Source organism: Lyngbya sp. PCC 8106, from assembly GCF_000169095.1.
GTDB lineage: Bacteria > Cyanobacteriota > Cyanobacteriia > Cyanobacteriales > Microcoleaceae > Capilliphycus.
The window spans coordinates 110,737-133,293 of sequence record NZ_AAVU01000017.1 but is presented as its reverse complement, the minus strand read 5'-3'; the positions used below and the strand labels follow the sequence as shown (position 1 = coordinate 133,293).

The window sequence follows — 22,557 nt, the reverse complement described above, 5'->3', positions numbered from 1 at the left end:
TTCAGGATTCAATGATAGTGACTTCGTTTTCCATCTCATGATCAGTATCAGTATCTGCTAAAGGTAATAAAATTTCCACTGTTGTTCCTTGATTTCTTCCAGCACTATAGAGTTTAATTTGACCGCCCATCATCTCAACTAAGTGTTTAGAAATGACCAAACCTAGCCCCGTACTTCCGAGAGGATGAGAACGGGATTCATCTTCAACTTGGAAGGGTTGAAACAGTCGATTTTGAGTAGAGGGGTCAATACCAATTCCAGTATCTTGAATGGTAATAATCGCCATCAGGATTTCTTCAGGCTTATTAGTTTTGGAAGAAATGACTCGAGATTCAATTTGAGTTGAAATCGTGATGCTTCCTTTTTCGGTGAATTTAATCGAATTGCCAATAACATTAATAAAAACTTGTTTAAGTTTGGTTGGATCGGCTTTAACTCTAAGAATATTTTGATGATTTTTTCGATAAAGTAATAAGTTCTTTTGACGAATATTGGCGAGTTGTAAATAAATTGCAGCCGACAAACTCGAATGTAAATCAACAGTTCTAATCTCAACAGTGACTCGACCGGATTCTATCTTAGCTAAATCTAAAACTTGATTGAGTAAAGTCAGTAAATGAATAGAAGATTGATAAGCTTGTTGTAGCATTTCTATTTCTTCTTCACGATCATCACACAAATCATCCAGTAACAACTGGAGTGAACCAATAATTCCATTCATTGGTGTCCTCAGTTCGTGAGAAGTCTGCCGAAGAAACTCATCTTTGCGACGGTTTATTTCCTGTAATGTTGCATTTTGAGCTTGTATTGTACAACATCGATCATGAGTTAAAGCTAGCACTTGTTCAAGTTCAAGTTTTTCAGCCTTCAACCGTTCTGTGGTTTGATCGAGTAAGGTTGCCAGTTCAGCCTTTTCTTCTTGTAATTTATATTGTTGTTTATAACAGATGAAAGTTGCGATGCTAGCGAGAATAGCAATGAAGATACAAAAACCATAAGTCATCCAACTAAGAGATAAAAGAGATTGAGCAACCGCAGTGAGAAAAATCAATCCAGCTAAACCAGCAAACCCAATCGAGGTGTATTGCCAAATCTTAATATGCTGTGGTCGTTTTTTTCTCATTGATCACTTGCACCCATCTGTTGCCTGAAAAGTTTAACTGAGAGTCATCAATACTCTACTTACTCTATTCTATGCTATTGTCTCAAGAGATTAAACGGCAAGAGTCAGACTTGAGATTTGAGTTCACGGGTCAATAAAAGTCCTTTTTCTTCAGCAATCAGAAGTAACGACGACTAAGTTTTGCCTATATCTACAGGTAAGTTTGTCCGTAACATCATCCTGACAACCAATAGAAACTACGATATAAACACCACAAAATTTAATTCCAATCTAAATTTTTAATGGCTTTGAGAGTTGAGCGATATTTTGGTATGATTATAGGCTAAATTACAGTTCAAACTGTAAACCTTGACCCTACCTAAAATTTTCAACTCCTCCATCTAGAATTCCTATGACTCAGAACTACCGCATTACTCTTCTTCCTGGCGACGGCATTGGCCCTGAAATTATGGCAGTGGCGGTAGATGTCCTCAAAGCCGTTGGTCAACAATTAGAGATCACCTTTGACTTTCAAGAGGCATTAATTGGCGGTGTTGCAATTGATGCCACAGGAGAACCTTTACCCGCTGCATCTCTAGAGCAATGTCGCCAAAGTGATGCGGTACTCTTAGCTGCAATTGGGGGGTATAAATGGGATAATTTACCTCGTCATCAACGTCCAGAAACGGGACTATTAGCGCTGAGAGCTGGATTAGGGTTATTTGCTAATCTACGCCCCGCTACTATTTTACCTCATTTAGTGGATGCTTCCTCCCTGAAACGAGAGGTTGTAGAAGGGGTTGATATCATGGTGGTTCGAGAACTAACAGGCGGCGTTTACTTCGGTCAACCTAAAGGAATTTTTGAGACGGAAACCGGAGAGAAACGGGGAGTCAATACGATGGCTTATACCGAGTCGGAAATTGATCGCATCGGACGAGTGGGGTTTGAAACGGCTAAAAAACGAGGCGGAAAGTTGTGTTCTGTCGATAAGGCGAATGTTCTTGATGTCTCTCAACTTTGGCGAGATCGGATTACACAACTGGCTGATCAATATCCTGAGATTGAATTATCTCATCTTTATGTTGATAATGCTGCCATGCAGTTAGTCCGTTGGCCTAAACAGTTTGATACGATTGTGACGGGGAATTTATTTGGCGATATTCTCTCGGATGCTGCGGCGATGCTGACGGGAAGTATTGGAATGCTTCCTTCGGCGAGTTTAGGAGAATCGGGGCCAGGGGTATTTGAACCTGTACATGGTTCGGCGCCCGATATTGCTGGACAAGATAAAGCCAACCCCCTCGCTCAAGTTCTCAGTGCCGCGATGATGTTACGCTATGGTTTAGATCAACCCTCTGCGGCAGACAAAATCGAACAGGCTGTACTGAAAGTGCTGGATTGGGGTTATCGTACCGGAGATATCAAATCAGAAGGGATGAAACTTGTGGGATGTCGGGAAATGGGAGAAATACTCGCTCTAGCACTCGCCGAAGCAGATGCTTAGGTATGAGGAATTATCGAGGTAATTCAACGGTAAAAGTGGTTAAATTCTTTTGACTACTGACTTTAATCTCTCCTCGCAGTTGTTCAACTAATTTCTGTACCAAAGCTAAACCCAACCCCGTTCCGCCTTGTTTCCAGGGATCAGCATTGGGAACTCGATAAAATTTATCAAAGATTTTGGGAATTTCTTTTTCTGGAATTTCTGCTTGGTTTGTAATCGTAAATTTCACCCCCAATGGTTTTGAATCTTCTTCATTATTCTTCGTTTTAGAAGATTTTTTTGAAGAGCGAGTTTCAGTTGCTGTTTCGTCTCGGACGGTTAAACAAACTTCACCACCATTCGGGGTATACTTACAAGCGTTATTGAGCAACTCTGCTAAGATTCGTTCTAAACTACTAGAATTGCTGAGAATAGAAGGCAGATTTTTAGGATATTTAACATTAAGGAGTTGCTGGCGCTCTTGAGTTCGAGAATAGAAGGGTTGAAGCATCTGAGGTAGCCATTGGGATAACTCCACAGTTTCTAAAGAAATCGGCGTTGATGAGGCTTCGAGTTTTTGTAAATCCAACAAATCATTAATTAAGTTTGTTTCTCTTGTCCACTCCTGTTCTAAAATACTAATATAGCGTTGAACTTGCTCATTTTGCGAGACTAACTTCATCATATGAATTGCCATTTTCATATTAGTTAGAGGAGTCCGCAGTTCGTGAGAAACGGTACTGAGAAAATCATCTTTCAGCTTATTGAGTTGCTGAAGTTCCTTAACTTTTTGTTGAAGTTCTGAGGTTCGTTCTTGAACTTGACGTTCGAGATCGGTATTCAAATCTTGAACTTGACGGTATAATTGAGCTTGTTGAATCGCGATCGCCAGTTGAGTTGCTAACTGTTGTAAAACGGTAATTTCTGAAGGCTGCCACTGACGAGAAGTCGAGCATTGATGAGCGGCAATCATCCCCCAAAGTTGCCCATCTTGGAGAATCGGAACAACAAGATAAGCTTGAATTTGCTCTTGGTTTAAACGTTCGAGTTCTTGTGGTGTTAATCTGCTATTTTGTAAATTAGAAATCGCATAAACTGAATCCGTTTCAAAGGCAGTCAAATAATCTTTGACAATCTGTTTTTTTAACTTTTTATCGAGGAGGGGTTGCCATCCCGGAGCTACAGATTGAGCCACAACATGAGCCGCCTGATTTGCCATCACATGGTAAATTAGCACTCGATCTGCACTTAATACTAACCGCACTTCTGCAACGGTTGTATTTAGAATATCCTCAATATCAAGTGATTGATGAATCTGAAAAGAAATCTTGGCAAATAAGCGTTCCCGTTGAAGTTGTTCATACAGTTTCGCCGTGCGTTCTTGAACTTGGGCTTCGAGTTGAGCGGCTCGACTTTCGAGTAAATCAAATTTTTCAGATTGTAATTGATCAACAGATTGCTGTAAATTGCGAACCACCCGATACATTTCTGTCGGATCGAGCATTCGCAACAAACTCATCTGAGAGATAATTCCAATCAGTTCTCCTTGTTCACCACAAACAATCAATCGTTGCACTTGCTGGTGTTGCATCTCCTGGTGAGCAACCCAGAGAGAATCACCTGATTTTAGACTAAAAAATGAACTTCCGGCGATTACGGTTTCAGCCGTGATTCGAGATAAATCTAATTCTAAATATTGAGCTTGGACAATATCAAATGCTGTGACAATTCCAATGGGATTGAGTTGTTTTTTGCGAGAAGATTGATAAATGACAACACAACTGGCTTGGTGAGCCGACATCATTTGCGCTAAACTTAGCAACGAAGTGATCGCAGGTGCAGTGACAGGCTTGCGCGTGACTTCATCCCCGACTCGTCGTAAACGCAAAATATTAGACGGTTGTAGCACTCGCCGAATTCGTTCTGGAGTAATCACCCCTCGCAAATATCCTTGAGAATTGAGAACGGGTAAATGATAAATTTGATGCTGTCGAAACAACGATAAAGCAGTGAAAATATCTTGATCTTCAGATTCGACTAAATTCACAGTCGAAGGCGACATCACCTCACTAATTCGGGTTTTGTGCAAGCGAACTTCCGCCGGATAATCTAATAATCCTGTTGCCAATAATTGCAAAATCTCCTGTTCAGTGACAATTCCCTGTAAAGTCGAAGTTTCCGATGACGAAGTTGATTTTTCTCCGTCTACAATCAAAACACAGTCAGCTTGAGTTTGATTGGAGTCCAGCAATCGATCTAATCCGTTGCCATTCTCTGGGGTCTGAACAGTCGGTAAAGGGTTACTCCGATTAAGCTGACCGATTAACTGAATCACTTCATAAAGTGAGGTGTCCGGTGTAACGATAATCGGGTTCCGATCAATGGCCTGTTCTAAGGCGGAAGAATACTGAGGTAGTGGGTTGACGGGCATAACTCCTCAAGAAATATGAATAAAAATGTGGATCATTTCACCCCTAAACCGATCTGTGGGGGAGCGCAGCATCTTCACCTCAATGTACTTTGTGGCGTAGATCTTCTGACTCCATTAAGATCAAAGCAATTCCAATGTAAAGTTTTGATAAGTTTTCCACCATGAATGAACCTTTAAGTCTAGAAACCATTGCAACTCAACTGGAAAGCGAAAACTCCCGCGATCGGATGTTGGCGTTAGCCTCTTTGCGACAAGTTTCCCCGACAGAAGCAGTTCCATTGATCAAGAAGGTCTTAAATGATCCCAATTTACCGATCCGTTCGATGGCGGTGTTTGCACTGGGTATCAAACCAACAGAGGAGTGCTACCCAATTTTAGTCGAATTGTTGGAATCTGATCCAGATTACGGGATTCGAGCGGATGCAGCAGGTGCTTTAGGGTATCTTGAAGACATTCGAGCTTTTGAACCTTTGGTGCGTGCTTTTTATGAAGATACAGACTGGTTAGTGCGGTTTAGTGCGGCTGTTTCTTTAGGAAATCTCAAGGATATTCGCGCTCACGATGCCCTGATACAAGCGTTAGACTCAAAAGAGATTGTGATTCAACAAGCGGCGATCGCAGCGTTGGGTGAGATCAAAGATAAAGATGCGATTGACGCGATTTTACGGTTTGCTCAGTCGGAAGATTGGTTAGTGCGACAACGGCTTTCAGAAGCGTTAGGAAACTTACCCAGTCCTAAGAGTATAGCAGCTTTGAAATATTTAGCTAAAGATAATCATCCCCAAGTGATGAAAGCGGCGGAATTCTCACTTCGTCGTTTGAGTGAAGCTGAAACTCTGTAAACCCTAAACGGAGTTAGGAAGTAGGATGTGGGGGCTGGACTCCCCATTTCCCGATCTTTTTTTCTTTGACATTGTTGATCAACTTGTGCTTAAACTCAGGTATTTTTTAATATGAACCTAGAGATTTTTTTCGAGATTCATCAAGGTTTACCCCGTGAAGGGCCGGGTAATTTTGAGTCAACACAAAGGGCTTATTCTCTGTTAACAGATTTACCTCCCCAACCGCTTATTTTGGACTTGGGTTGTGGGCCGGGAATGCAAACTTTTCATCTGCTTGAACTCTCAAACGGTAAAATAATCGCCGTTGATAATCATCAACCTTTTCTCGAACAATTATATCAGGAAGCAGTGAGAAAGGGAGTTCAAGATCGGGTTGAAGTTGTTAACGCCGATATGTCAGCGCTTGAATTTAATCCAAACAGTTTTGATCTGATTTGGGCGGAAGGTTCGGCTTATAGTATTGGGTTTAAAAATGCGCTTCGGTGTTGGAAACCGCTGTTAAAAGACAAAGGGTATTTAGCAGCAACGGAGATTTCTTGGATTTGTTCTAATCCACCCGAAGAATTAAAACAATTTTGGGCGGAAGAATATCCTCAAATGCAGGATATTGAATCTAATTTAACCCTAATTAATCAAGCTGGATATCGTTTAGTTGATTATTTTGTTCTTCCAGAATTGGCTTGGTGGGTGAATTATTACACACCGCTTGAACAAAAATTGATCACTTTATCTCAAAAGTATCAAGATAATGCGGAGAAACTAGCGGTGATTGAACTTCATCAACGTGAAATTGATCTCTATCGTCAATATTCTGCTGATTATGGATATGTTTTTTATCTCCTACAAGTTTGAAAGCAGATATTATAATGGATGGGTGAATCGATAATTTTTGGAGTTTCTGAAACAGAGACAAAAGAATGTTAGAATAATGATCATCAAAATTCTAGCTAAACAAGGCTGATGCAGATTAAAGCAGTGATACATACCGCAGAAGAAGGTGGATATTGGGCAGAAGTTCCAGCTTTACCAGGCTGTATTACTGAAGGAGATACAATGGAGGAAGTTTTAACCAATCTTCAGGATGGGATAGAAGGTTGGTTAGAGGTTGCAAGTAATTCTTACACTCCTGAACCCGATAGCCAGATTGTGGAAGTCACAGTTTGACATCCTCCCGTCGCCAGAGGCGAGGGATTCCCAAACATCACTATTTGGGTTTCTGCTTCTTTGCACTCGGCTTAACAGATTTACTCTGTTCTGCTCTTACAGTCGCTCCACAGACTAACACCGCAAGTCCTGCGGCCAAAATATTAATTGAGGCGTTGATATCTCTGTCGTGGTGAGAGTCGCACTTAGGACAATCCCATTCTCTAATATTCAACGGCATTCTTTCTGTAATATACCCACAATTGGAACATCGCTTTGAACTGGGAAACCAACGATCTATTTTGATTAATTCTCGTCCGTACCACTCCGCTTTGTAGGTGAGTTGTCGGATAAGTTCTCCCCAATTAGCGTCGCTGATTGCTCTGGCTAATTTGTGATTCTTGACCATGTTCTTTACCGCTAAATCCTCAACGACGATTGTTTGATTTTCACGAATCAGTTGAGTCGTTAGCTTGTGGGTATGGTCACGTCTGCAATCAGCGATTTTTGCGCTTATTCTAGCCACTTTGACTCGGGCTTTCTCTCTATTCTTTGAGCCTTTAATTTTTCGGTTTAAAGATTTTTGAGCGAGTCGGAGTTTTTTGTATAGTTTGTCAAAATGTTTGGGGTTGGAAACTTTAACCCCGTCAGAAGTGGTGAACAGACTGGTAATTCCCAGATCAATTCCCACTTTTTTATTGATGGGTTTGAGTTGATGGTTGGTTGGGTCGTCAACTCTCAAAGAAACAAACCATCTACCACTCGGATCTAGTTTGACCGTGATGGTAGATGGTTTACAATTTTTAGGAAGTTGACGACTCCAACGTATGGGTAAAGGCTCTTTGCACTTGGCAACATAGACTTTACCCTCTTTGAATTTGAAGGCTGACTTGGTGAATTCAGCACTGCCACCGTTACGTTTCTTTTTGAAATTTGGGTACTTTGTTTGACCCCCAAAAAAGTTAGTAAACGCAGTTTGTAAGTGTCTTAGACCTTGTTGAAGTGGAACACAACTGACCTCATTCAAGAAGTCTAATTCATCAAGCTTTTTCCACCCCGTTAGCATCGAAGATGTTTGAGAATAGCCTACTCGTTCTTTCTGCTTATACCACGCCTCGGTGCGTGCAGCTAGTGCCTTGTTGTACACCAGTCGCACACACCCCAATGTTCTCCTCAACAGGCTTTCCTGTTCGGGAGTTGGGTAAAGTCGGTAGCGGTAAGCTTTTTCAACCATGTCTTACAGTTTAGCATACAGTCTGTGAATTTGTAATTAAAAGAGGCGTTTCCTCCCGTCGCTAAAAGCGAGGGTTTCCACGCCAAATTCAGATGAAATCCATTTCAGGTAAAAAGTTCTGCAAAATTGTTGAGAAAAAAGGGTAGGTTCTGAGAAAAATCACGGGAAGTCATCACATTTATGAAAAGCCAGGGGAGCAAAAAATTATATCGATTCCAGTCCATAAAAATCAGGATTTAAAGATAGGAACCCTGAAAGCATTGATGAAGATAGCAGAGTTAAAAGAGTCAGATATTCAATAGTGTTTAACTTTTCTCTAAACATTCATAGACTTTATTAGTTTGAAATTCTATTTTTTCTGAAGATAAAGTCAGAGGTAATTTCACAGTAAAAGTTGTTCCTTTACCCAGTTCACTTTCAACGCTAACTTCACCCTGATGTAAACTAACCGCTTGTTTAACAATAGAAAGTCCTAACCCTGTTCCCTTGATTTTACCGACATTAGTAGCCCGTTCAAATTGTTCAAACAGTTTTTGAAAGTAGTTGGGTGGAATTCCAATTCCTTGATCTTTGACCTGAAAGACTACTTGTTGCAAATCACAGCTAATCTCTAAAACAATTTGCCCTCCATCTGGAGAATATTTAATTGCATTTGAGAGTAAATTGCTCAAGATATAATACAAAAGTTTCCGGTCTAGATTTGCTTGATAATAATTGCAATTATAATTTAATTGTAGAGTATGCTTTTCGGTGACAGATGTTTTATATTCTTCAAATAAATTTTCACAAAATTCAATCAGATCCATCGGTTCCGGTTGAAAGGGATGTTGAGCCGCTTCTGAACGAATTAAAAATAAAACATCTTCGAGGATCTCATCCATATTTTGAATAGAAGTGCGGATTAAGTCTAGATGCTTTTGTCTTTTCTGAGTCGATAACTGCTCTCCGTATTCATGCAAAATTCCTGCAATTGCCTGGATGACAGTCATACGGTTGCGTAAATTATGAGAAGCCCGAGAAAGGTGTCGGGATTTTTCTTGACATTTAGTTTCTGCATTTTTTACAGACTGTTGAAGTTGGAGCGCTTGTTGATGTTTACTGAGGGCAATTTGAATCGTTGCGTGTAGTTCTCGTTCATTGAAAGGTTTAAGAATATAACCATAAGATCCGGTACCTTGAGCGCGTTTTAAAATTTGATCATCGGCATAAGCGGTGACATAAATCACCGGAATAAAATAAGATTTATAAATCTCAGCCGCCGTTTCTATACCATCGCAATCTCCTTCGATTACAATATCCATTAGGATCAAATCTGGGTAAAATTCACGAGTTCGTTGAATCGCTTCTACCCCTGACGCCACAATATCAATGATTTGATAACCTAACTTTTCTAGTTTACGGGCTAACCCCTGAGCAATCAAAAATTCATCTTCAACAATCAGAATCTTAGCCTGACTCATTACTCACAACCTGTTGATTCGTTTTTACAAAACTGTTTGTTAAAATGCTGATTGAACGTTGCTTTATCAGTCAATCCTGAAATGATGATCAGTTGTTTTATTTTGGACAAAGACAACGAAAATTTTCTGAAAGATTAAACCGTTAACAGGCAAAAGTTGAGCTGAACTTAACATAATCTAAAATACACGTTATGAACCAAAGCGCATCTGTCTTTTGTTTAATTTTATCGTTATTGTAGCTAAATTATCGGTGATCCCGATCTTCTGCCCCTCAGCCCGATAGATAGACACTACAGGTTGAAACCTAAAAATGTAACAAATTTTACAATTTTTACTCAAATTCCAAATTGTAAGTTAATCTAGAAATAGAGGAAATCCAGTTAGGGATCAAGGAATTCATACGATAAATGGATAAGTAGAAGTACAGGAGGCGAAAAAAGCTTGACTCCTGTTCCCTCTTTCTATGTAATCCTCAATTTCCTCTCTTTCAGTCTTCACGACACGCTAAGAGGTTAAATTCATGGTTTCATCACTACAAGCACCTGCGGCACCGACACCTGCCTACATTTGCCCTTTTGATCGCACCTGTAGCTATTTGCAACAAGCCGCAGACGAACTCCAAATCGATCCAAATGTAATCGTCATCCTCGAACAACCCCGCAAAGTTGTCACCGTTTCCATTCCCGTTAAACTTGATAACGGCCAAGTCAAAGTCCTCGCCGGACATCGGGTGCAACATTGTGATGTTCTTGGCCCCTACAAAGGCGGAACTCGTTATCATCCAGGCGTTAGTTTACAAGAATTATCTGCCCTGGCGATGTTAATGACGTGGAAATGCGCCTTATTAGGAATTCCTTATGGGGGTGCAAAAGGCGGAATTGCTATTAATCCCAGTCATTATAGTTTAGGTGAACTCGAACGGATTACCCGTCGGTATGTGAGTGAACTCATTAAAGATATCGGCCCTGAGTTAGATATTCCCGCCCCCGATATTGGCACCTCATCGAGAGAAATGGCTTGGATGATGGATACTTATTCTATGAATATGGGTCGGGCAATTCCAGGTGTTGTCACAGGAAAACCCTTGTCAATTGGCGGTTCTAAAGGGCGAGATTTAGCCACAGGACGCGGCGTAATGATTGCTGTGCGGGAGGCTTTACTTGAACAAAATCGCCGTTTAAAAGGCGTTAAGATTGTCATTCAAGGCTTCGGAAAAGTCGGAGCGGCAGCAGCACAACTGTTCCATGAAGCGGGTGCTAAAATATTAGCGGTTTCTGATGTTTCAGGTGGAATTTTTAACGAACAGGGATTAGATATTCCCGCACTTCAACAGTATGTTGTTGAAAATAATTATAGCATTGCCGGATTTTCAGGCGGTGAAATGATTTCTAATGCAGAATTATTGACTTTACCTTGTGAAGTTTTGATTCCAGCAGCATTGGAAGATCAAATTACTGAAGAAAATGCGGCTCAAATTCAAGCAAAAATTGTCGTAGAAGCAGCTAACGCACCGATTACGTTAATCGCTGATCAAATGCTAGAAACAAAAGGCGTGATGGTGTTACCCGATATTCTCGCCAATGCGGGGGGTGTGGTTGTGAGTTATTTAGAATGGGTGCAAGGTCAATCCTATGTTTTTTGGGATGAAAAACGAGTGAACCGAGAAATGGAAAAATTGATGGTACACGCTTATCATCGAGTTAGTGAACGTTCACAAAAACAGGGCGTTTCTATGCGTTTGGCGGCTTATACTTTGGGAGTGGGTCGTGTGGCACAGGCGTTAACCGATCGAGGGTTGTATCCGTAAATTGTCCGGTTAATAATTTTTGGGTGGGTGACAACCTTGAATTCAATTGTTAGGATTCTTGGTAAACTTCTGTCACACACCCTACTTAAATGGGATTTTTGGTTAATTTATGTCATCCACCCTACGGTTGAAAAGCGGTTACTTTTCCCCCTAAAGCATTCACAATAGTTTCGGTATTTGATACTAACATTTTAACATAACTATCGCCCTCACTTCCGGGCGCACCAATAGAATCGGAATAAAGTTCAGTTGGGGCTAATTTAACTCCTGCTTCTTGGGCGACAGTTGTGATTAATTTGGGGTTAATTGTGGTTTCTGCAAAAATCGCTGGAACTTTACTTTTGCGAATCGAATCGGCTAACTGACTCACCGTTTGGGCGCTCGGTTGTTCTTCGGTACTAATCCCAATTAAAGTTCCGGTTATCTCTAAACCATAAGCACGCGCATAATATTGAAACGCATCGTGAGTTGTCACTAATCGGCGTTGGTTTTCAGGAATTGTAACAATTTGTTGGGTAATCCAAGTATTGAGTTGTTGTAAGTCTTGGATCAGTTGAGCTGCATTTTGAGTAAAAATTTCTTGATCTTCGGGCGAGAGTTCGATTAAATTATCTCGAATCTTATTCACCATAATTATAACATTTTCTACATTTCCCCAAACGTGGGGGTCTGGTTCAGTTTGTCCTTTATATTCCATCTCTAAAGGTGAGGAAATTTCCCCAACTGCAACTTTTTTTGCACCCACTCCCGCCGCATTCATTAACTTAATTAATCCGGGTTCCAAATTGTAGCCATTATAAAAGATTAAATCTGCTTCTTCAAAAGCAATACTATCTTGAGGAACAGGTTCATAAACATGAGGATCGGCACCGGGTTCTAATATTCCTTGATGTTCAATTTCATCACCGCCAACGGTTTCAGTTAAATCCGCAATAATCGTACTGGTTGAAACCACTTTGGGTTGATCATTATCGGGATTATTTGCAACATCTTGGGTACAACTACTTAATAGAGTTCCCAAGATAATTCCTACTGTCGTCAGCCTTAAGACAGAGTTTAAAGCCTGATCAATACCCACGTTTAACCTCTCTTTTGAATGATTTTCATATTCTTTTCATTTATTATTTCATAATTCTTTCATTTTGTGATACTCTATAGACTGTAGCGACAAATAATCAAGCGATGGACACCCTACGATTCTTTGACAATAGCGTTAATTCTGCTCAACTGGAATCTGTCTCTATGGGGATTCCGAGAATTACGGTAAATAACATCAGCGTTCAATATCGAGGCGTTGAGGCGTTGCGAGATATTTCTCTGGAGATCAAACCCGGACGTCTAACTGGAATTATTGGCCCCAACGGAGCGGGTAAAAGTACACTAATGAAGGCGATGTTAGGGTTAATTCCGGCGACGGGTGATCCGGTTTTATACGGAAGTCAACCCCTGAGTCAACAACGTCAGCGCGTGGCTTATGTTCCTCAGCGATCGCAAATTGACTGGACTTATCCGGCGACAGTTTGGGATGTGGTAATGATGGGAAGAATTCGTAAAACGGGGTGGTTTCATCGCTTTTCTACCGTGAGTCATCGTCGAGTGGCGGAGGCGTTAGAAAGAGTCGGAATGACTGCTTATAAAAATCGTCCGATTGGTCAATTATCGGGGGGTCAACAACAGCGTGTATTTTTAGCACGAAGTCTAGCCCAAGAAGCAGAGATTTTTTGTTTTGATGAACCGTTTGTCGGGATTGATCAAAAAACCGAGAATATTATTTTTAAAATATTTCGGGATTTGGCAGATTCAGGTAAATTAGTATTAGTGATTAATCACGATTTAGGAGAATCAATTACTAATTTTGATGATATCATTTTGCTTAATAAAGAACTGATTGCTGCGGGTCGCCGTCAACAGGTTCTTCAAGAAGAAAACTTAAACCAGGCTTATGGCGGAAAGGTAATGTTCTTTTCGGGAAATGCAGCTTAAGTTTAAAAGGAGTAGCTGAAAGTTAGTGAAATCAGATGTGGGATATTTTAGTAGAACCTTTAAAATATAGTTTCATGCAACGATCTTTGATTGTTGCGATTTTAGTGGGTTTAATTTGTGCGGTTGTTGGTAGTTATTTGATGGTACAACGGCTGGCTTTATTGGGGGATGCGATTAGTCATTCTGTCTTACCAGGATTAGCTATTGCCTATATTGTGGGTGCGAATATTTTTATTGGTGCATTTATTGCGGGGGTGATTAGTACCGTTTTTATTAATTTAATTCGGACTCGCAGTAATATTAAAGAAGATGCGGCGATGGGAATTGTTTTCTCTGCCTTTTTTGCCTTGGGAATTACGTTAATTACTATTATTCAAAAAGACAACAAAATAGACCTCAATCATTTCTTGTTTGGTAATATTCTTGGCGTAACATTGGGAGAGGTTCGAGATACTGCAATTATTGCGGTAATTGTGATTTTAATTGTCGTTTTAATCTATAAAGAACTACTGTTTTATACCTTTGATCCTTTGGGTGCAGAAGCCGTTGGTTTACCTGTAAACTTACTTAATTTTGGGTTAATGGTGTTAATCGCCTTAACCATTGTCGCTAGTTTAAAAGCCGTTGGGGTGGTGTTAGTTTTATCGCTGTTAATTACTCCAGCGGGGACTGCTTATTTACTCGTTAGTCGTTTACATCATATGATGTTTTGTGGGGTAGGAGTTGGGGTACTTTCGAGTATTAGCGGAATGTATCTCAGCTACTATTTTAACCTTCCTTCTGGCCCTGCTATTGTGTTAGTTGCATCGGGATTATTTACCCTAGCCTTTCTATTTAGTCCGACTCAAGGACTCCTCACTCATCCACCCACAACCACCCAACAACCCGCCTTTTTAAAAGAGTTAAAAAATTTAATTAATCGTTCTTAAAAGGCTTTGTATTTGGCATTCAGATATGCTCATTTTGCAATAATTTCAAAAGGATTCGGTTTGTTCTTCATAGTCGTAGATGGTCAGACCAAGAATTTTTAGATAGGCGCGATCGTCCGAGTTTAATTGGGGCTTGTCTAAAATTTTATTAATTTGTGCTTGCGTGGCTTCGTATTCAAGTTCATTGGTTATTGGGCGAGGGGGGAATGCGATGATAAGTTCTAAGTAGTAACGGCTAGGAGTCTTTAAACCACTCGTCATTTTTCCATTTCTCCTTACTATATTCTGCGTGAGTTAGAACTGATCGAATAAATACCATTCTATACTCATAGTCAATGTATGCGATGAGACGATAGCGGTTGCCAGCGATATTGAAGACTGTGAAGTTCTCAACAATGTCTGCGGAGGGGAAAGTTTGCCGTAGGTCATTCAATGAAGTAAATTGGTCAGTGGTAATACGTTCATACCAAAGCAACAGAGGAGACTGGGCATCAGCGTGTTTTTCCCATAATTTCCGCAATGCTTTACGACTAATAACTCTCATCAGTTAAACCACTATTTCCCGAAGATTCCAACAACTGCCATGGTCGCCACCTTTTAACAGTATAATCATCCATACTGTTAGGTAACGAAAACTTATGAACATCAACTTTAAGCAATTTTATCAGTATTTAATCAGTGGAGGATTTGTATTTCATTAAACTGGCTGGCCATTTTGCCTCTTTGAGTAACGGACGCAAATCGTCAGCAACACGACTGGCTAATATTTCCTGTCCAACTGCATTCGGATGAATCACATCATCTTGTCGATGTTTGGGATTATCCAAAACGCCTTTAAAGATTTGGGGAATTAGATAAGCTTGGGTTTCTTGAGCAACTTTTTCAAACATTTCTTTGTAAGGATCATTGAGTAAACCGGGGTTAATTCCCAATAAAACAACAATCGCCCCCTGTTGTTGAATTTGAGTAATAATTTGTCGTAAGTTTTCTTCAGTTTCAGCAAGAGGAACTTTTCTAAGATAATCATTTCCGCCAAGTTCAACCATAACCAACCAAGGGTTTTGGGATATTACATCCCCTTGAAGTCGATTTAATCCCATTGCTGTGGTATCTCCAGCGACACCTTGATTGAGAATGGGTAAACCCAATTTACGACTCAGAACATTCGGAAAAGCTTCGGCTTCTGCGACACCATATCCGGATGCAATACTATCACCTAAAACGATTATTTGTTCACCAACTCCCCCATCTATATTTTTAACAGAATCCAATCCCTGACTACAACCTATCGTAAATTGAATGGTAGCGAAAAATAAGAGAAAAGAACAGAACCATCGACGAGTTTTCATCGCAAATCTTGCTCGATAAAAAAGATATAACTTGAGTTTAAATGTTTCGTGGCGGTAATAGCCGACTGGCGATATCGGAAATTTGGGGATTAAAAACTTGTAAATAGTCTACCCATTCCCAAAACGCCCAATCCCATAATAAATTATAGCTTGTACTCAGATAATTTTGCCACTCGGGATGAATCAAAATTCCCCGATTTTCAACATCGAAACAATACAAGGGTTTTCTACTTTCAAAATAATCCTCGCTTAACTCTCGGATTTTGCGATTGATTTTACCATCTTTTTCGCCGAATAGTTCCAATTCAAAAAAAGGTCGAATTAAACGATAGGGAACATATCGCATCAGTTGGGAAGTGAGAGTGTCTAAGGGAGATAACACCAAATTTTTTCGGAGTTGGTTAAGGTCATTTTGAGTTAATATTTGAGGCGGTTTAAATTGGATAAAATTACTATAAATAAAACCGTTTAACATCTCGGAAATTTTGTCTTGAGTTCCGAAAGCAAGCCGAGAATAAAAATGAGGATACCAACTCAGCGTTAACATTTCCACTGTCAGGGTTTGATAGAGCAATAAATTTACAGAATTAACTTTTTGTTCATGGATAAGATTTAAAATTGAGAGAAAAAACAAATATTTATAGGAATTGGTTCTCTTTTCAAACAGGCGACCCAAAACCTCAAGGTTCAACTGTTTTGATGGGGGAAATGATGTCATTTTCAACCGAGTTAATCTTTGTGAGCAATTACATAATAACGCCAGGGAGCGGGATAACCTTCTATTGTTAATGAAGAATTTGTTGGATCTAAAAACTCAGATAAACTATCAATATCTGCCCAAGTTGTACGGCGTTGTTCTTCCGTTGAAAGGGGTTCAGCAAAAAAACAATTAACATCGGTAAAACCTGCTCGATTCATCCAATTTTCCAAGCATGATTGAGTCGGGAGAAACCAAATCCCTCGCGCTTGTGCATAACGTTTTTGAGGGGTTAATGCTACAGGTAAATCTCCCGGTATTCCCTGACAATCAATAATAATTTCTCCTGTTTTTTTCAGAGATTTGTGCAGTTTTCGCAGTAAACCTACTGGGTCAGTATGATGATACAAAATCCCCAAACAGAAAATCGTATCAAAAAAATCAGGATAAAGGTCAATATGTTCAACGCCCAAAAGTTCAAAATGAAGCATTTCCTGTCGGACAATATTCTGCACCAGTTGAAAGTTCCATAAGTGTTTAGCATAGGGTTCAAAGCCAATCACACAAACAGGTTTTTGATGCGCCATTCTAAACATAAAATAACCATTATGACAGCCAATATCTGCAACTTTGCGCTCTTTTAATGGTTGAATATGGGGTAAAATTCGTTCCCATTTCCAATCCGAACGCCATTCAGCATCGATGAGAGTTCCAAAGAGTTCAAATGGCCCTTTTTTCCATGGACAAAAGGCTTTTAAGGTTTGATTAAATCGTTGCTGTTGTTCGGGAGAGAGTTCATCTGCTTGACCAACTTTGACCACTGAACCTGAAAAATCAAACTCGTTACTTTGAATATCTTGCACCGCTTGAACCGCTTGATAATAAGGCTTGGTTCTGGCTTCAAATCGTTTTGCTTGTTGTTCCTGTCTTCTTGTTAAAATTGTTTCAGATTCAATATCATCATTGTATTGTTCAAGATAGTCAGGCGCGACATAGCCCATCTGTTTATCTAACATTGAAGCTTAAGAGAGTTGGAGATTACTACCTCTTATTTTAGCTTAAATTGACAGTAAAAAATTGATCAAACCTAAATTAAATAAAATAATATAGACAGAATTCAGGAAAATATTGCATAATAAAAAGTAAGTATTGAGGAAAAAACGATGACTGTTACAATGTTTAAATGGTCATTAGACCGATATCACGAAGCACTCGCTAAAGGGTCAATTCGAGAAGATGATCGGATAGAATTATTAAGAGGAGATTTAGTTGTTATGTCGCCTGAGAGAGAACCTCATGCTTATTATAGTCGCTCTGTAGGTGATTATTTGCGGGAACAGCTAAGGACTCAAGCTCAAATTAGTGAAGGTCATCCGATAACATTACCAAATAATTCTGAACCCGAACCCGATATTGCAATTATTCAACCTTTGGGTAAAGAATACCTAAATCATCATCCCTATCCCGAGAATATTTTTTGGATTATTGAATTTTCTAACACTTCCTTAGAGAAAGATTTGGGCTTAAAGAAATCTATCTATGCTGAAGCAAAAATTCAGGAATATTGGGTAGTGAATCTAAAAGGATTAGAGTTAAAAGTCTTTAGAAATCAAAGTCATGATAATTATACTGAAGAATTGACCTTAACAACAGGAACAATTTCACCTCTACCTTTTCCCGATATTTTAATCGAAGTTCAACAGTTGATATTTTCTTAAACCCTATTTAGACTTTAAAGCCACAAACGAAATAAAGTTGTGGAGTTTAATAATAGAGTCAACCTGTTCAAAGCCACTTTCATGCAGCATTTGAATTTGTTCATTTTCTGTAAGCGGAATTAACACATTTTCCAGCGCTTCTTTTTTCCGTTCAATTTCGTTTTTGGCGTAACCATTGCGAGTTTTAAACGCTTCATAATGCAGGGTAATTGTTTCTTGAAACTGGGGAGAAGCTGAACGAATTTTTTCACTGAGAAAGAGTAAACCACCGGGAACTAAACCCTGATAAATTTTTTGTAGTAACCTGTGACGTTGATGCAGAGGTAAAAACTGTAAAGTATAGTTCATAACGACTACACTACTTTGATTAAAAGAACAGTTTTCTGCTTGATTACAAATCAGTTCAATTTGATGAATTTTTGATATTTCAGCTAACTTATTTTCAGCTTTTTCTAACATTGCTTGAGAACTATCAATCCCCACTAAAATTGTAGGTTCTTTTAAAAAACGTCCGAGTAATTCTAAAAAAGTTCCCGTAGAACAACCAATATCTATAACTTTTGTTCCTTCTTGATAATAGGCTAAACTCCAATGCGCCGCACAAGCAACCACTTCTCGATAAAGCGGAACTGAACGAGAAACCATATCATCAAAAACCCGCACCACTTCTTCATTAAAAACAAAAGGTTTAGGCCAGGTTCCTTTCTCAAATAGTTCATCTTTTTCGGAAGTAAAATACAGTTCTGTATTAAATAAATCATTCATTAGTTTAATATTTGAGATAAAAATCTTTAACTAAATCAATAAATTCTGGCGTATAAATATGTCGATCAATTTCAATGGTTAGAGTGTTTTCTGATGGATTATTTTGGCTTTGACTAAACTCCATTAAAATTCGTTTGATTGAACGGTTGGGAGTCGGTTTAATAAACAACTTTTGATTACAGAAAAAACCGAATTCTTGTGCCATTTTTTGAAAGCTGTTCGCCGCATCTGTCGGATAAATAACAGCTAACCGTCCCTCTTTCTCTAGAAGCTGTTGTGAAACATTTAATAGATCAACTTGTGATAAAAAATTGGTATGTCGTGCCACTGTTCTAGATTGTTCTGAGGCTTTATAAGCATTCTCGAAAAAAGGCGGATTTGAGACAATTAAATTATATCGCTTTGAACAACTTTTTGTATAGTCCTGAACTGATAAATTATCAACTTTAATCCGTTCTTTCCAAGGCGATAATTCTATATTTTCTTTGGCTTGAATACAGGAACATTCATCAATTTCTACGGCATCAATTTGGGCTGTGGAACGTTGCGCTAGCATTAACGCCACTAAACCCGTTCCCGTGCCAATATCTAATATAGTTTGAGTATTTGTAAAATCTGTCCATGCTCCTAATAGTACACCATCAGTTCCAACTTTCATCGCACAACGATCTTGAAAAATAGTAAACTGTTTGAACCTAAAATAAGGGTTAGAACGCCTAGACATTCTCCATTTTTCCTAAAAGTAAAGTACCCGGCATTGCTTTTTTAAACCAATTTGTAATCAAGATTTGTTCATCATCGCATTTGCTAATCACTTCTCCTTGTAAGTTGCGGAATTCAATATCTTCAGGAAGTTTTCGTTCCTCACCAGTAGGAAGAATCAGATTGTTAATTTGAGTGATTTCAAAAGATTTTAAGGCATAAAAAATCACAGAAGTTTTACTTTCCACAGCTATAATTTCGGCGAGTCCAATTTCATGATGAAAAGTCGCTAATTTTGACTTTGACTTCATGCGATGAAAAATAGAAGTTGTACGATTGGTTTTAAAAAAAGGTGCGCGAATAGGTCTAGGCCATTTGGTTTTTAGTGTTGTTGGGTTGTCTAAGATTTGCTGACAAATATTATCGATATTCACCGCAATATTTCCATCTTGGCTTAAATTTCGCAAATCTAAACGTACAGTCTGCAACCCTGCTTTTTCTAAAGAAGCTAACTGATCTAAAATAAACTGATCTTTATCAAGAAACATAAACGTACCATGCACCGTTTCTAACGTCGGAAAAGGTCGATTATGACTTTCTTCTGAGGCGACAGTTGTTTCTAGATAACGAGTTTCTTCTGGATTAATCGATAGATGTTTAGACAACAAAGAACGGGGAGAATAAAACAATAAAATTCGTCCGACGCCTAAAATTTCACAAGCAACGGGAAGTTTTTGACAATATTCTATCAGTTTTGCTTCGGGAAGTTCTATCGATAAAATCAACCGTTCTAATGAATCCGAAAGAACCTCACACCATCCCTGCAAGGCTTCTAGATTATGATTTCCTGTTTCTACAATTAACTGTATTTTTAACTGCGGAAAATGAGTTTTTACCCACCAAGCTGCACCCGGATCACAGACTCGAATTGCAGAAAATAGGTTAAGATTATACTGAGATATTTTTTGACAGATTTCCATCATCATCTGTTCTGGCATTAAAATATCCCAAACTAACACCGGATTTAACCCTCTTTCAACGGCTTGAGAAGCGAGAAACTCGACTTCTTGGAGGGAGAGTCTTCCTTGACAAGCTAGTAATAAAGGTTCGAGTAAAACCTCTTGTAGATTTGGTGCATTAACACACCGTTCTAGATCAGAAATGGACGAAATAAAGGTATTAAATTGCATTCTATCCTAAGAATGAGTCACTAATTCAGGTTGAAAAATCGTTTTTTGTCGAGACAGTCGAATCACGGTAAATTTGTGAATATCCTGCAAGATATTAACACGCGGTAGACAAACAACACTATCTTTTTTGATACTGTCTAAAGGTTCCCCTGTTACCGAAAAAAGTTGAGTGATTTTCCAGTTAATAATTTCTCCTTGGGGGGGAATGATTTCAATTTCATTTCCAATAGTTAACGGTTCGAGTAACTGAAGGGCTAAATAATCCGATGTTGTATCTATAACAATCCCCAAATATTCGTGAGTTCCTCGATTATTCCCCGACAATTGACCAAAGACAGAATCACTATCTGCCGGATTTTCTAACGAACCCGAAGAATAATCCCGGTGAGGAATAGAGTCAAGATTACTTGCAATTTTCTCTAGTAATTCGGGTGTGATGGTTCCCTCGATATAAGCATCAATCAGTTGTCGATACGCTTTACACGTCATCGCTACATAAAACGAAGACTTCATCCGTCCTTCGATTTTCAAAGAACAAATTTTATGTTTAAAAAAGTCTTCAATTTGATGCACTCCCCATAAATCTTTGGACGACATAAATGTGATCGGATTAGAGTCTTGATTCTCTAATTTATAAGGTAATCGACAGGATTGAATACAACCCCCTCGATTAGAATCTCGTCCTGCGGTAAAATTAGAAATTGTGCAGTGACCCGAATAAGCCATACACATCGCCCCGTGAATAAACATTTCTACATCAATACCGGATTTTTCCCCAATTAAACCCGTTTCTGCTACACTCAATTCTCGACCCACAATCAGACGTTTTACCCCAAATTGTTTCCACAGTTCTGCTGCTGAGGAATTTAAACAAGAGGCTTGAGTGGAAAGATGAATATTCAGATTTGAAGACTTGCGAACTACTCTCAAAACACCAATATCTGAAACAATCACACCATCAATTCCAATCGCTTCTAAAAACTGACAATAATCTCCCAATCCTTCTAAATCTGCATCATGTAAAAACGCATTTAAAGTGACATAAACTTTGGCATTATACTGATGGGCAAACGCAACACCATTTTTTAAATCATAATCGGTAAAATTATCCGCCCTTGCCCGCAAACCATATTTTTGTCCGCCCACATAAACTGCATCTGCACCATAGAGAATGGCAACTTTGAGTCGTTCTAAATTTTTAGCGGGGGCTAAGAGTTCGGGTTTCCACTGGTTCATTGTTTTAATTTTGTTTGATTTTGTACAACTTGAATGAGTTTTAATTTTATTTAAAAATTGTTCGGAATATACTCTATTATAAAAGAGTAAATTGTTAACGTAACTTTGATTAACCCTTGCCTGTACTACTGTTCTCTTGGTGCTGATATAGCTCTCAAAACTACATCTCAAAAGTTTTATGTAGCTTTCAATGACCATTCTAACGAAGTGTGGCTTAAAATATCAACAATTTTAGATGCAGAGATCGGAAAATCAATGCACTCTATGATAAAATTTTTACAGTTCTGCCTGAGTGAACTGGAATAGTCTGTTAGACGACGTTGACGACATCAACACCGTGTTAATTTGATAGTTAATAAATAAAATGCCAGGAGGGAGATTTGAACTCCCGACACAAGGATTTTCAGTCCTCTGCTCTACCAACTGAGCTATCCCGGCTTTCTTTCACTGCCTAACTAGGATAGCAGATCTATTTTAAATCTT

23 protein-coding genes and 1 tRNA gene are annotated in these 22,557 nt (G+C 39.1%); 9 read left to right on the top strand and 15 right to left on the bottom strand.

Annotated features, from left to right (window positions below):
- Position 1: 1 nt before the first annotated feature.
- On the bottom strand, positions 2-1,123 hold the full coding sequence (locus L8106_RS13515) for a sensor histidine kinase KdpD (protein WP_009784880.1): 1,122 nt from the start codon (positions 1,121-1,123) through the stop codon (positions 2-4).
- 391 nt (positions 1,124-1,514) lie between these two features.
- Between L8106_RS13515 and leuB the strand changes: the two genes are divergently transcribed.
- The gene (leuB, locus tag L8106_RS13510; RefSeq protein ID WP_009784879.1) at positions 1,515-2,609 is read left to right on the top strand and encodes a 3-isopropylmalate dehydrogenase; all 1,095 of its coding nucleotides are present in this window, start codon (positions 1,515-1,517) and stop codon (positions 2,607-2,609) included.
- A 10-nt stretch (positions 2,610-2,619) separates the two neighbouring features.
- Here the strand turns inward: leuB and L8106_RS13505 are convergent, their stop codons facing one another.
- Positions 2,620-5,019, bottom strand: coding sequence for a CBS domain-containing protein (locus tag L8106_RS13505; protein ID WP_009784878.1), 2,400 nt, complete (start codon positions 5,017-5,019; stop codon positions 2,620-2,622).
- A gap of 161 nt (positions 5,020-5,180) precedes the next feature.
- Between L8106_RS13505 and L8106_RS13500 the strand changes: the two genes are divergently transcribed.
- The 3 genes from L8106_RS13500 to L8106_RS13490 all read left to right on the top strand — a co-directional run bounded on the left by L8106_RS13500 (position 5,181) and on the right by L8106_RS13490 (position 7,025).
- On the top strand, positions 5,181-5,861 hold the full coding sequence (locus L8106_RS13500) for a HEAT repeat domain-containing protein (RefSeq protein ID WP_009784877.1): 681 nt from the start codon (positions 5,181-5,183) through the stop codon (positions 5,859-5,861).
- Between the two features lie 111 nt (positions 5,862-5,972).
- On the top strand, positions 5,973-6,713 hold the full coding sequence (locus L8106_RS13495; RefSeq protein ID WP_009784876.1) for a class I SAM-dependent methyltransferase: 741 nt from the start codon (positions 5,973-5,975) through the stop codon (positions 6,711-6,713).
- 108 nt (positions 6,714-6,821) lie between these two features.
- On the top strand, positions 6,822-7,025 hold the full coding sequence (locus tag L8106_RS13490; RefSeq protein WP_009784875.1) for a type II toxin-antitoxin system HicB family antitoxin: 204 nt from the start codon (positions 6,822-6,824) through the stop codon (positions 7,023-7,025).
- 40 nt (positions 7,026-7,065) lie between these two features.
- Here the strand turns inward: L8106_RS13490 and L8106_RS13485 are convergent, their stop codons facing one another.
- On the bottom strand, positions 7,066-8,238 hold the full coding sequence (locus tag L8106_RS13485) for an RNA-guided endonuclease TnpB family protein (RefSeq protein WP_039896244.1): 1,173 nt from the start codon (positions 8,236-8,238) through the stop codon (positions 7,066-7,068).
- A gap of 149 nt (positions 8,239-8,387) precedes the next feature.
- On the opposite strand from L8106_RS13485, the gene L8106_RS34235 reads away from it, so the two are divergent.
- Complete coding sequence (locus tag L8106_RS34235; RefSeq protein ID WP_369748295.1) at positions 8,388-8,540, top strand: type II toxin-antitoxin system HicA family toxin; 153 nt, start codon at positions 8,388-8,390, stop codon at positions 8,538-8,540.
- 3 nt (positions 8,541-8,543) lie between these two features.
- On the opposite strand, the gene L8106_RS13480 is transcribed toward L8106_RS34235, so the two are convergent.
- Complete coding sequence (locus L8106_RS13480) at positions 8,544-9,698, bottom strand: ATP-binding protein (RefSeq protein WP_009784873.1); 1,155 nt, start codon at positions 9,696-9,698, stop codon at positions 8,544-8,546.
- Positions 9,699-10,218: 520 nt separating this feature from the next.
- On the opposite strand from L8106_RS13480, the gene L8106_RS13475 reads away from it, so the two are divergent.
- Positions 10,219-11,505, top strand: coding sequence for a Glu/Leu/Phe/Val dehydrogenase (locus tag L8106_RS13475; protein WP_009784872.1), 1,287 nt, complete (start codon positions 10,219-10,221; stop codon positions 11,503-11,505).
- A gap of 121 nt (positions 11,506-11,626) precedes the next feature.
- On the opposite strand, the gene L8106_RS13470 is transcribed toward L8106_RS13475, so the two are convergent.
- A complete protein-coding gene (locus L8106_RS13470; protein ID WP_009784871.1) occupies positions 11,627-12,583 on the bottom strand; it encodes a metal ABC transporter solute-binding protein, Zn/Mn family in 957 nt (318 codons plus the stop codon).
- Positions 12,584-12,687: 104 nt separating this feature from the next.
- Here L8106_RS13470 and L8106_RS13465 point away from each other — a divergent pair, with 104 nt between their 5' ends.
- Together L8106_RS13465 and L8106_RS13460 are read left to right on the top strand one after the other, a co-directional pair.
- A complete protein-coding gene (locus L8106_RS13465; protein ID WP_009784870.1) occupies positions 12,688-13,488 on the top strand; it encodes a metal ABC transporter ATP-binding protein in 801 nt (266 codons plus the stop codon).
- Between the two features lie 35 nt (positions 13,489-13,523).
- Positions 13,524-14,417, top strand: coding sequence for a metal ABC transporter permease (locus tag L8106_RS13460; RefSeq protein ID WP_009784869.1), 894 nt, complete (start codon positions 13,524-13,526; stop codon positions 14,415-14,417).
- 45 nt (positions 14,418-14,462) lie between these two features.
- On the opposite strand, the gene L8106_RS13455 is transcribed toward L8106_RS13460, so the two are convergent.
- The 5 genes from L8106_RS13455 to cmoB form a co-directional block, all read right to left on the bottom strand.
- Positions 14,463-14,678 (bottom strand): hypothetical protein, encoded by a 216-nt coding sequence (locus L8106_RS13455; protein WP_009784868.1) that lies wholly within the window; start codon positions 14,676-14,678, stop codon positions 14,463-14,465.
- Positions 14,653-14,961: a type II toxin-antitoxin system HigB family toxin gene (locus L8106_RS13450; protein ID WP_009784867.1), complete on the bottom strand. Its 309-nt coding sequence runs from the start codon at positions 14,959-14,961 to the stop codon at positions 14,653-14,655. Before L8106_RS13450 ends, L8106_RS13455 begins: the two co-directional genes overlap by 26 nt.
- Positions 14,962-15,088: 127 nt before the next feature.
- Positions 15,089-15,766 (bottom strand): GDSL-type esterase/lipase family protein, encoded by a 678-nt coding sequence (locus tag L8106_RS13445; RefSeq protein WP_009784866.1) that lies wholly within the window; start codon positions 15,764-15,766, stop codon positions 15,089-15,091.
- A 37-nt stretch (positions 15,767-15,803) separates the two neighbouring features.
- A complete protein-coding gene (locus tag L8106_RS13440; RefSeq protein ID WP_009784865.1) occupies positions 15,804-16,484 on the bottom strand; it encodes a hypothetical protein in 681 nt (226 codons plus the stop codon).
- An 11-nt stretch (positions 16,485-16,495) separates the two neighbouring features.
- On the bottom strand, positions 16,496-17,479 hold the full coding sequence (gene cmoB, locus L8106_RS13435; protein ID WP_009784864.1) for a tRNA 5-methoxyuridine(34)/uridine 5-oxyacetic acid(34) synthase CmoB: 984 nt from the start codon (positions 17,477-17,479) through the stop codon (positions 16,496-16,498).
- A 147-nt stretch (positions 17,480-17,626) separates the two neighbouring features.
- On the opposite strand from cmoB, the gene L8106_RS13430 reads away from it, so the two are divergent.
- Complete coding sequence (locus tag L8106_RS13430) at positions 17,627-18,181, top strand: Uma2 family endonuclease (RefSeq protein WP_009784863.1); 555 nt, start codon at positions 17,627-17,629, stop codon at positions 18,179-18,181.
- 3 nt (positions 18,182-18,184) lie between these two features.
- Here L8106_RS13430 and cmoA read toward each other — a convergent pair whose 3' ends face one another.
- The 5 genes from cmoA to L8106_RS13405 form a co-directional block, all read right to left on the bottom strand.
- The gene (gene cmoA / locus L8106_RS13425) at positions 18,185-18,946 is read right to left on the bottom strand and encodes a carboxy-S-adenosyl-L-methionine synthase CmoA (protein WP_009784862.1); all 762 of its coding nucleotides are present in this window, start codon (positions 18,944-18,946) and stop codon (positions 18,185-18,187) included.
- A gap of 4 nt (positions 18,947-18,950) precedes the next feature.
- Positions 18,951-19,670: a tRNA1(Val) (adenine(37)-N6)-methyltransferase gene (locus L8106_RS13420; RefSeq protein WP_009784861.1), complete on the bottom strand. Its 720-nt coding sequence runs from the start codon at positions 19,668-19,670 to the stop codon at positions 18,951-18,953.
- Positions 19,663-20,838 carry a U32 family peptidase gene (locus L8106_RS13415; protein ID WP_009784860.1) on the bottom strand — a complete coding sequence of 392 codons (1,176 nt, stop codon included), beginning with the start codon at positions 20,836-20,838 and terminating at the stop codon, positions 19,663-19,665. Before L8106_RS13415 ends, L8106_RS13420 begins: the two co-directional genes overlap by 8 nt.
- Before the next feature lie 6 nt (positions 20,839-20,844).
- Positions 20,845-22,074, bottom strand: coding sequence for a U32 family peptidase (locus L8106_RS13410; protein WP_009784859.1), 1,230 nt, complete (start codon positions 22,072-22,074; stop codon positions 20,845-20,847).
- 365 nt (positions 22,075-22,439) lie between these two features.
- Positions 22,440-22,512 (bottom strand) — tRNA-Phe (locus L8106_RS13405).
- Between the last annotated feature and the right edge of the window lie 45 nt (positions 22,513-22,557).